Source organism: Aliirhizobium wenxiniae, assembly GCF_019511445.1.
GTDB lineage: Bacteria > Pseudomonadota > Alphaproteobacteria > Rhizobiales > Rhizobiaceae > Neorhizobium > Neorhizobium wenxiniae_A.
Map to the genome: position 1 here is coordinate 217,461 of NZ_JAEUAN010000009.1, position 9,471 is coordinate 226,931.

Annotated in this window: 8 protein-coding genes; 1 reads left to right on the plus strand and 7 read right to left on the minus strand. The window is 59.6% G+C overall.

Annotation, left to right across the window (positions count from 1 at the left end; translation table 11 throughout):
* Nucleotides 1-8: 8 nt before the first annotated feature.
* The 7 genes from JNB91_RS13550 to JNB91_RS13580 are packed head-to-tail and all read right to left on the minus strand — an operon-like array spanning nt 9 to nt 8,156.
* Entirely contained in the window at nt 9-1,814 is a 1,806-nt protein-coding gene (locus JNB91_RS13550) for an ABC transporter ATP-binding protein (RefSeq protein ID WP_220326044.1), read from the minus strand.
* A 4-nt stretch (nt 1,815-1,818) separates the two neighbouring features.
* Nucleotides 1,819-2,760, minus strand: a complete 942-nt coding sequence (locus tag JNB91_RS13555; protein WP_220326045.1) for an ABC transporter permease — start codon at nt 2,758-2,760, stop codon at nt 1,819-1,821.
* Nucleotides 2,760-3,734 carry an ABC transporter permease gene (locus tag JNB91_RS13560; protein WP_220326046.1) on the minus strand — a complete coding sequence of 325 codons (975 nt, stop codon included), beginning with the start codon at nt 3,732-3,734 and terminating at the stop codon, nt 2,760-2,762. The genes JNB91_RS13555 and JNB91_RS13560 overlap by 1 nt, the downstream gene beginning before the upstream one ends.
* Nucleotides 3,731-4,711 (minus strand): nucleoside hydrolase, encoded by a 981-nt coding sequence (locus tag JNB91_RS13565; protein WP_220326047.1) that lies wholly within the window; start codon nt 4,709-4,711, stop codon nt 3,731-3,733. Before JNB91_RS13565 ends, JNB91_RS13560 begins: the two co-directional genes overlap by 4 nt.
* The gene (locus JNB91_RS13570) at nt 4,708-5,670 is read right to left on the minus strand and encodes a nucleoside hydrolase (protein ID WP_220326048.1); all 963 of its coding nucleotides are present in this window, start codon (nt 5,668-5,670) and stop codon (nt 4,708-4,710) included. Before JNB91_RS13570 ends, JNB91_RS13565 begins: the two co-directional genes overlap by 4 nt.
* A 33-nt stretch (nt 5,671-5,703) precedes the next feature.
* Nucleotides 5,704-6,585, minus strand: a complete 882-nt coding sequence (locus JNB91_RS13575; RefSeq protein WP_220326049.1) for a dihydrodipicolinate synthase family protein — start codon at nt 6,583-6,585, stop codon at nt 5,704-5,706.
* 20 nt (nt 6,586-6,605) lie between these two features.
* A complete protein-coding gene (locus tag JNB91_RS13580) occupies nt 6,606-8,156 on the minus strand; it encodes an ABC transporter substrate-binding protein (RefSeq protein ID WP_220326050.1) in 1,551 nt (516 codons plus the stop codon).
* A gap of 131 nt (nt 8,157-8,287) precedes the next feature.
* Between JNB91_RS13580 and JNB91_RS13585 the strand changes: the two genes are divergently transcribed.
* Nucleotides 8,288-9,196 carry a LysR family transcriptional regulator gene (locus JNB91_RS13585; RefSeq protein ID WP_220326051.1) on the plus strand — a complete coding sequence of 303 codons (909 nt, stop codon included), beginning with the start codon at nt 8,288-8,290 and terminating at the stop codon, nt 9,194-9,196.
* Nucleotides 9,197-9,471: the final 275 nt, after the last annotated feature.

A 9,471-nucleotide genomic window follows, 5' to 3' on the forward strand; every position in this document is an offset into this window, starting at 1 on the left:
TGTTTCCCTTACGCGACCTGAACGAAGTGGCCTTCGCTTGCTTCTTCGTAAATCCGTTTCGGGGGAACGTAGTCAGCAGCGCGGAATGGGCTCTTGATCTCGTCATTGGTGATGCGGCGCGTCTGCCGGCGTGACGGGTCGGCGATCGGAACCGCTGCCATCAGGCGCTTGGTGTAGTCGTGCTGCGGGTTCTCGAACACGGCCTTACGCGGGCCGATCTCGACGATTTCCCCGAGATACATGACCGCGACACGGTGGCTTATACGTTCGACAACGGCCATGTCATGGCTGATGAAGAGGTAACCGAGACCGTATTTCTCCTGCAGGTCGAGCATCAGGTTGATGACCTGCGCCTTGACCGAGACGTCGAGCGCCGAGACGGACTCGTCGGCGATCAGCAATTTTGGTTCAAGCGCAAGCGCGCGGGCGATGCAGACGCGCTGACGCTGGCCGCCGGAAAACTCGTGCGGAAAACGATCCGCCATCGAGGCGGCAAGGCCCACACGCTCCAGCAGCTCGCCGACACGCTGGCGCGCATCCGATGCGCTGACCAGACCATGGGTGATCATCGGCTCGGCAATCGCCTGACCAACGCGGATGCGCGGGTTGAGGCTTTCGAACGGATCCTGAAAGATCATCTGCGCTTCGCGGCGGATGTCGGTCAGTTCCGATTTGCCGGCCTTCAACACGTTCTTGCCGTGGATCTGAACCTCGCCCGAAACGGGATCGGTCAGGCGAATGATCGAACGGCCGGTCGTGGATTTGCCGCAGCCAGATTCACCCACCAGCGACAGGGTTTCGCCCTGACGCAGTTCCAGCGAGACGCCTTCGACAGCATGGATACGGCCGATCGTCTTGCGCAGAAAACCCTGTTTAACCGGGAAGCGCGTGATCAGGTTATCGACCTTGAGGATCGGCGGCTGATCGCGCTTGACGGTATCCTCGGTCGGCTTGACCGGCTTGATCTCACCGGTCTGCATATCGACCTGCGGGAACCGCAGCGGACGATCTTTTCCGGTCATCGAGCCGAGCTGCGGTACGGCCGACAGCAGCGCGCGCGTATACGGATGTTTGGCACCGGCAAAAAGGTCATGCGTCGTGCCGGTCTCGACCTGCTCGCCGCGATACATCACGACGGTGCGGTCGGAGATTTCCGCGACCACGCCCATGTCATGGGTGATGAAGAGAACCGACATGCCCTCCTCTTCCTGCAGCGTCTTGATCAGTTCCAGAATCTGGGCCTGGATGGTGACGTCGAGCGCGGTGGTCGGCTCATCGGCGATCAAGAGTTTCGGATCGCAGGCCAGCGCAATGGCGATCACGACGCGCTGGCGCATGCCGCCCGAAAAATTCATCGGATATTCGTTGAGGCGCGATTTTGCCGACGGAATGCGAACCTTTTCGAGAAGCCGCACGGCTTCCGCCTGGGCTTCGCTTTCCGACATGCCGCGATGTTGGCGCAGAACTTCGGTGATCTGCTCGCCGATCTTCAAAACCGGGTTGAGCGAGGTCATCGGCTCCTGGAAGATCATGCCGATGCGGTTGCCACGGATCTTCTGCATGGCTTCGAGGGGCAAGGAGAGCAGGTCCTTGCCCTCGAATTCGATTTTTCCGGTGACGCGCGAACTGCCGGGCGACAGAAGCCGCATGATCGACATGGCGGTGACGCTCTTGCCGGAACCGGACTCACCGACGACGGCAACGGTTTCTTTAGGCGCGATGTCGAAGCTGACATCGTTGACAACATTGCGCCATGCGCTGCCGACCCGGAAGGCCGTGTTGAGGTTGGAGATCTTGAGAATGGGATTTGTCATGATCTTAGCCCTCACGACGCGGATTGAGGATGTCGCGCAAGGCATCGCCGATCAGGTTGATCGCGACGATGAGCAACAGAAGGGCGATGCCCGGAAAGAAGCTGATCCAGTAATCGCCGGACAGCAGATATTCGAAGCCGTTCGAAATCAGCAGGCCGAGCGACGGTTCGGTGACCGGGAGGCCGATACCCAGGAAGGAGAGCGTCGCTTCCAGCATGATCGCATAAGCGACACGCATGGTGGCGACAACGATCAGCGGCGGCAGGCAGTTCGGAAGGATATGGCGAAACAGGATGCTGCGATCCGGCAGCGCCATCGAGCGGGCCGCGTCGACATAGGCGCGCTTGCGCTCGACGAGGGCCGAACCACGAATGGTGCGGGCGTAATAGGCCCATTGGGTGACCACGAGCGCCAGAATGATCTTGTCGACGCCCTGGCCGAGGATGGCGAGAAAGATCAGCGCGATCAGGATGGCCGGGAAACTGAGCTGGATATCGACGATACGCATCAGGATCGAATCCGTGCGGCCACCGATATAGGCGCTGGTGAGACCGATGGAAGCGCCGATTACGAGCGCGATTGCGGCACTGGAAAGACCGACAAGGATACTGGTGCGCAGGCCATAAAGGATGGCGCTGAACAGATCGCGCCCTTGAGTATCCGTCCCGAGTATGTAGGTCATGCCCGACATGCTTTCCGAGCCCGGAGCCAGACGGCCGTCGAGAATATCGAGCTGTGCCAGATCATACGGGTTCTGCGGCGCGATCAGCGGCGCAAACACGGCGGCGAGGATGAAGATTGTCACCACCACGATGCCGAGCAGCGCCAGCTTGTCGTGCAGCAGGGCATAGATGACTTCGCGGGCCGGAGAGCGCGAGGTGGACTTTGTGCCGCTATTGGCGGCCGCGTGGACCGAGGTGGTCGAGGTCGAATTGTTGTCGGTCATCACGAGTTCCCCTCAAGACGGACGCGGGGATCGACGATCGAATAGAGGATGTCGACCAAGAGATTGATGACACTGAACATCACGACGGTGATCATCAGGTAGGCGAGAATGACAGGGCGATCGAGAACGCCGATGGCGTCGATGATCAGCTTGCCCATGCCCGGCCAGGCAAAGATGGTTTCGGTGACTACGGCGAAGGCGATCAGCGAACCGAGTTCGAGGCCGATGACGGTGATCAGCGGGATCAGCGTGTTTTTGAGCACATGCACGGTAACGATGCGGCGTTCCGTCAAGCCCTTGGCGCGGGCGAAGCGCACGAAATCGAGCTGCATGGTTTCCATCACGCCTGCGCGGGTGAGGCGAATGACCAGCGAGATCTTAAACAGCGCCAGATTGAAGGCCGGCAGGAACAGATGCGACAGGCCATCGAGCGTGAACATGGAGAGAGGCACACCGAGCACATTGACGGTATCGCCACGACCGGACGAGGGCAGCCAGCCGAGATAGACGCTGAAATACATGATCATCACGAGGCCGATCCAGAAGGTCGGCAGGCTGAAGCCGAGGATCGAGAAGGTCATGATCGACTTGGAGACAAAACCCTTCGGCTTCAGGCCGGCATAAACGCCGAGCGGAATGCCGATGACAAGCGCCATGGCGAGCGCCACGAAGGCCAGCTCCAGCGTCGCCGGCATGCGGTTCATGATCAGCGTCAGCGCCGGCTGGTTGAACACGAAGGAATTGCCGAGGTCGCCGGACAGCGCGTTGGTCAAAAAGATCCAGTACTGTTCCCAGACGGATTTATCGAGACCAAAGGCCTGGATGACTTGCAAACGCTCGGCCGGGGTCGCGGTCGGGCTCAAGAGCACGTCGACCGGGTTGCCGACGAGAAAGAGGCCGGCAAAGACCAGAACCGACATGACAAAAAGTGTGAGCACGGTCTGCAACGACCGGCTTAAGAGATATCCGCTCATGCGTGTGAGCCTCCAATGGTTCGACTGGCGGGCGCCTCGCCGCCATGGCGGACGATGCGCTCGATCAGCAATTCGATGAACCCGGTCTCGTCGACATCGGTGACGACGGTGGCGTTGGCCGGCCGGTCCATCTTCTTGTAGAAATCGGCATAGGTATAACCCATCGTCAGGCCGGTGACCTGCACGCCGACAAAAGCCTCGCGGCTGGTGAACAGTTCGGGGCGGATTAGCCAGGCGATCGTCGTCGCATCATGGATCGGCCCGCCCGGACGACCAAAACGTTTTTCATCGCTGCGGTCGAAGGTGTAAAAGAGATTGTAGAGTGCCGCTCCCGCCTCGCCGCCGGCGCGGAATCTTTCGAAATGCTCGGCGGTGAAGAGAGCCTGAAAGGTCATGTCGAGCGGCATCAAAACGATCGGCACGCCGGACTGGAACACGATTTCGGCCGCATGCGGATCGGCATAGATGTTGAATTCCGCCCATGGCATGCGGTGGCCAAGCGCCGTAAACGCGCCGCCCATGGAGACAATCTGGTGGATACCACGGGCGACATCCGGGTGCTGGACCAGCGCCAGCGCGACATTGGTCAGCGGGCCGATGGCACAGATGGTGATCTGCTCACCCGCCGCTGCGGCCGCGCGAGCCGAACGCACGATGAACTGGATCGCACTCTCGTCGGCAGGCACGATATCGCCGGCCTTGACCAGCTTGTCGTCGAACGAGCCTATACGGGCATATTTGCCAAAAACCTGTTCGCGCACCAGCGGACCGCTGGCACCGGCGAAAACCGGAACGTCGCGGCGACCGCTCAAGGAAACAAGCTTACAGGCATTGGTGACGGTATGTTCGAGCGAAACATTGCCGGCCACGATCGAAAGGCCGAGAACATCGATTTCCGGCGAGGCAAGCGCCATCAGGATGGCGGCGGCATCGTCCACGCCCGGATCCGCATCGATGATGACCTTGTGCTTGCTCATGCGAGAACCTTTTCGTCGGCGTAACGCGACAGGCGTTCGAGGAAAAACGCAATCACACCGTCCGCATCGACCTTGGTGACGATGTCGGCATTCGGTTCCAGCCCGCTCTTGCCGTACCAGTCGGCAATCGTCTGGCCCATACAAAGCTCGCTTTCGTATTCGACGAAAACGCGCGCCTTCTCAGTTTCGAACAGATGCGGTGCGAGAATATAGGCCATGACCAGCGGGTCATGCAGCGGGCCGCCGCGCGAGCCGTAACGGCGCACGTCGTTGCGGTCCCAGAAGGCCATGAGTTCGGCGAGCGTTTGCGAAATACGGCCGCTGACGCGCGAAAACTCGGCGACGTGTTCCGGCTTCAGCATCACCTGATGGGTGGCGTCGAGCGCCAGCGCCACGATCGGGATGCCGCTGGAAAACACCACATGCGCGGCGTGGGGATCGGCGAGCACGTTGAATTCGGACGTCATCGTGCGGTTGCCCGGCTCGCGATAGGCGCCGCCCATCATGACGATGCGCTCAATACCGTCAGCAAGGCCCGGCTTCATGCGCAGGGCGACAGCGACGTTGGTGAGCGGGCCGAGGCAGCAGAGCGTGATGCGCTCGCCGCTTTCCGCGGCCTTGCCGAGCATTTCGATCAGAAAATCGACGGCGGACATCTCTTCCGCCTTCTTCACCGGGTCCGGCAGGGTCGTGTTGCCGAGACCCGTCTTGCCATGAAACTGGCCATGGATCGGCTCGCGCATGATCGGCCGGAAACAGCCGGCGTAAACCGGGATATCGGTGCGGTTGCCGAGTTCGCAGACCTGCAGCGCATTGCGCACAGTGCGCTCCAGCGGCTGGTTGCCACTGACCGGCGTGATGCCAAGGATGTTCAGTTCCGGCGAAACGAATGCGGTCAGGAGTGCAATCGTGTCATCGATACCCGGATCACAATCGACGATGATCGAAATCGGCTTCATAAAATAATGCCTTCAATGTCTGGGGTATGAGCTTCAGAGCGCGCCGACATCGCGCAGCACGCTTGCAATTTCCGCTCGCGCCGCCTCGGAGAGCGGCATCTGCGGATGCATGGGGCTGCCGACGGCAAAGCCCTGCAGGTCGAGCGCCGTCTTGATGCAGGCGGCGATCGAGTATTTCGCAAAGATCTCGTTGACCTTCCACATCGGCCTTTGCAGGTCCATCGCACGCGCCCAGTCGCCGACCTTGGCCGCCTCGTACAGCGCGATGCTCTGTTTGGGCACGATGCAGGCCGGTCCCGCCATCCAGCCGACGCCGCCGATCATCATCACGCAGACCGGAATATGGGCGGAAGCAGCAAATACCTCCATCCGGCCGCGGGTCCGCTCGATGATGGACAGAAGTCGTCCGGTATTGGTGGAGGCGTCCTTGATGTAACGGATGTTTTCGATCTGGCTCAGCCGTCCGATCACCGGCAAGGACAGGTCCGACCGTTGGAACTGCGGATTGGTGTAGAGCACCACCGGACGTCCCTTGGCTGCCTTGGCGATCGCCGTAAAATAGGCTTCCACACCCTCGTCGCTCACCGGAAAATAGGCTTCGAGAATGGCCAGAATGCCATCTGCCCCCGCTTCGACCATGTATTCCGTTTGTGCAACAGCATCAGCGGTCGAGGTCGACGCCACGCCGGCGACAACGGGAACCCGGCCACGATTGGCCGAAATCACCGTGTCGACGACGCGACGTCTCTGGTCTTGGGAGAGATAGGCAAATTCACCGGTGCTGCCGAGCGGGGCGAGACCATGCACGCCCGCATCGATCAGGTGGTCCACCAGATCCGTCAGCACACCCTGCATGACTTCGCCGGACGAACCGATCGGAGAAACGAGATAGGGAAAGACACCGCTGAAGGACATAGTGGACGCTCCTGTTTCGATTAGTTCGGCTTCACGTAATAGGGAAGCGTGTAACCGTCGGAGCGACCGGCATAATTGATGTCGCTCTTCACCGCCCATGTGTTGGCCAGGTAGAAGACCGGGATGACACCGAGGTCGCCCATGGCGATTTCCGTTGCTTTTTTCAGCAACTCCTCGCGCTTGGCGTCGTCGAGCGTCGAACGGGCTTCGTTCAGAGCCTTGTCGAATTCCGGGTTGGAATAACGGCCGCGATTGCCCTGACCGGCCTTCTCGCCGTAGGTCTCGAGGATCGGCCCGAGAACACCCGAAGCTTCGCCGGTTTCGACCGCCGCACCGCCCATGATGAACGAGAATTCGAGGTTCGAGGCGCGGGTGAAATAAACGCTTCCCGGCAGGGTGGCGACTTCGGTCTTGACGCCGACGCGGCTGAAGAACTGGCCGATCGCCTGCGCAACCTTGCTGTCATTCGGATAACGATCATTCGATGCATGGAAGGTCAGCGCAAAACCATCCGGATAACCGGCTTTAGTCAGCAGTTCCTTGGCCTTGTTCGGATCGTATGCATCGACCTTGATAGCCGGATCATACCCGAAATATCCTTCCGGCACGACCTGACCAGCCGGCACACCCTGGCCGTCCATGATGCGATCGACCAGTGCTTCGCGGTTGATCGACAGCGACAGGGCGCGGCGAACATCGGCGTTCAGAAGTGGGTTCTTGCCATCGGCGCCCTTGGCGAACGGCGACTGTTCGCGGTTCTGGTCCATGTGCAGATACATGATGCGGTTGCCGGCAATGTTGACGACCTTCATCTTGTCCGAGGCTTCCAGGCGACGCGTATCGGCGGTCGGGATGTTCTCGATCATGTCGACATCGCCCGAAAGCATGGCGGCGACGCGAGCGCTCGGGTTCTTGAAGACGCGGAACGTGACCTTGTCCCACTGGGCCTTTTCGCCCCAATAGGCATCGTTCTTGGCAACAACAACGTTGTCGTCCGGCGACCAGGAAACGAACTTGAACGGGCCGGTGCCGATGACACCCTTGCCGGTGTTCATTTCTCCGGTCGTCACCTTTTCCATCTCGGCCGGCAGGATTGCGATACGGCTGAGGTTGTTGAGGAGAAGCGGCGTCGGGCCCGATGTCTTGATGCGCACCGTCAGCGGATCGACGGCCGTCACTTCGGTGATCGCCTTGACATAAGCGGCGAACGAGCTGGGGCTGTTGGTCGAGGCGAGCGGAATGCGCTTGATGCTGGCAACCACGTCTTCAGCAGTAAAATCGCTGCCGTCGTGGAATTTCACGCCTTCGCGTAGCTTGAATTCCCAGGTCGTGTCATCGACGATTTTCCAGGAGACAGCCAGAGCTGGCTGGATCTGCTGCTTGTCATCCTGATTGACGAGGCCATCGAAAATGTTGCGCGCCATCGCGCTGTTCGGGCCAACGACGTAGAATTGCGGGTCCATGGACGTCGTCGAAGCGGACAGACCAACGGTCAGATCCCGAGCCTGGCTTGCGAGCGGCATGGCGATGACAGACGCTGCCAATGCGGCCGCGAACACAGAAAACTTCATGATTGGGACTCCTCCGGGTTGTCCATTGCCGCACTCTCCCTGCGGGTAAACGTCAATTAACGTTTTACCTGACAAAAGAAAAATTGCATTTTGTACTCAAGTCATGCCGAAATGTTATGGGGTGGACAAGGATGAGGTTAAAGCCGAGACAGGTCGAGGCATTTCGCGCGGTCATGATGGCAGGTGGCATCACGGCGGCAGCCGAAGCCATGAATGTCACGCAGCCGGCCGTCAGCCGGCTGATCCGCGATCTTGAGGAAATCGTCGAGATGACGCTGTTCGAACGTGTCGGCGTACGGCTTGTGCCGACCGCGGAAGCGACACAGCTGTATCGAGAGGTAGAGCGTCTCTACCTTGGCCTCGATCAGATAGCACAGGCTGCCGACGACATACGCCTCCATAAGAATACCGTGCTTCGTATTGGCAGCGTGACATCGCTGGTACGGCCTTATCTTCATCGGGCAATCGTCGATACGATTGGAAGCAGGCAGGACATTCCACTGGTCATCGATGTCGAAAACAGCCGGCACATATGGGACATGGTCGAACAGAACCGCTACGATCTCGGCCTCGTCTTCAGCTCGCCGCGCATGGCCGACAAGAACGCCGTGCTTCTGCACAGTTCGAGTGCGGTTGCCGCCATGCCGCAAAACCATCGCCTGGCTTCGCGCTCATCAATCACGCCGACAGATCTTCTGGAGGAACGCGTCCTGATCCCAGGCCGGAATTCGCCGTTGCGCATGGTTCTCGATCGCGCCTTCTCCATTGAGGAACACCAACCTGTGAGCACGATGGAGACCTCGATGCTGAACTGCTGCTATTTCGCAGCGGCAGGCATGGGGATCGGGATTGTGGACCACACCAGCCTACGGGCCGCGGACGCACAGGTGGTCGCGATACCCTTCGAGCCGAAAATCGAAGTATCCTACTATGCAATACGTCCTGCAGGAGCGCAAAGAATAGCCGTTCTTGATGAGCTCATCATGAGAATTCAGGACATGATGACAGCGGGAGATGAACAGATGAACGGTCGGTCTTGAGATCCCATCAGGGGTGAGTAGCGGCCTGCACCGTGGCAGAGTGAGGTCGCTAGAAAACTCTCTGGAGGCCAATCATGCCGATGACAGCAGATCCAACTCAATCACAGACCGCTACCCCGTCTTGGCGCAATTTTCGTCTCGTTGGAATTCTTATGTTCATTTGCAAGCGGCTTGGCCACGACTATTCGTCCAGCCAATAATGGCTGGTCCTGCATGGTGTAGCTCATGCGCAATGTAGGAGACAGGGCCTCAAGACGACGGTTTGCAAACTCTTA

Coding starts and splice junctions, on each gene's coding strand:
- JNB91_RS13550 (WP_220326044.1), bottom strand. CDS start 1,814: ATGACAAATCCCATTCTCAAGATCTCCAACCTCAACACGGCCTTCCGG.
- JNB91_RS13555 (WP_220326045.1), bottom strand. CDS start 2,760: ATGACCGACAACAATTCGACCTCGACCACCTCGGTCCACGCGGCCGCC.
- JNB91_RS13560 (WP_220326046.1), bottom strand. CDS start 3,734: ATGAGCGGATATCTCTTAAGCCGGTCGTTGCAGACCGTGCTCACACTT.
- JNB91_RS13565 (WP_220326047.1), bottom strand. CDS start 4,711: ATGAGCAAGCACAAGGTCATCATCGATGCGGATCCGGGCGTGGACGAT.
- JNB91_RS13570 (WP_220326048.1), bottom strand. CDS start 5,670: ATGAAGCCGATTTCGATCATCGTCGATTGTGATCCGGGTATCGATGAC.
- JNB91_RS13575 (WP_220326049.1), bottom strand. CDS start 6,585: ATGTCCTTCAGCGGTGTCTTTCCCTATCTCGTTTCTCCGATCGGTTCG.
- JNB91_RS13580 (WP_220326050.1), bottom strand. CDS start 8,156: ATGAAGTTTTCTGTGTTCGCGGCCGCATTGGCAGCGTCTGTCATCGCC.
- JNB91_RS13585 (WP_220326051.1), top strand. CDS start 8,288: ATGAGGTTAAAGCCGAGACAGGTCGAGGCATTTCGCGCGGTCATGATG.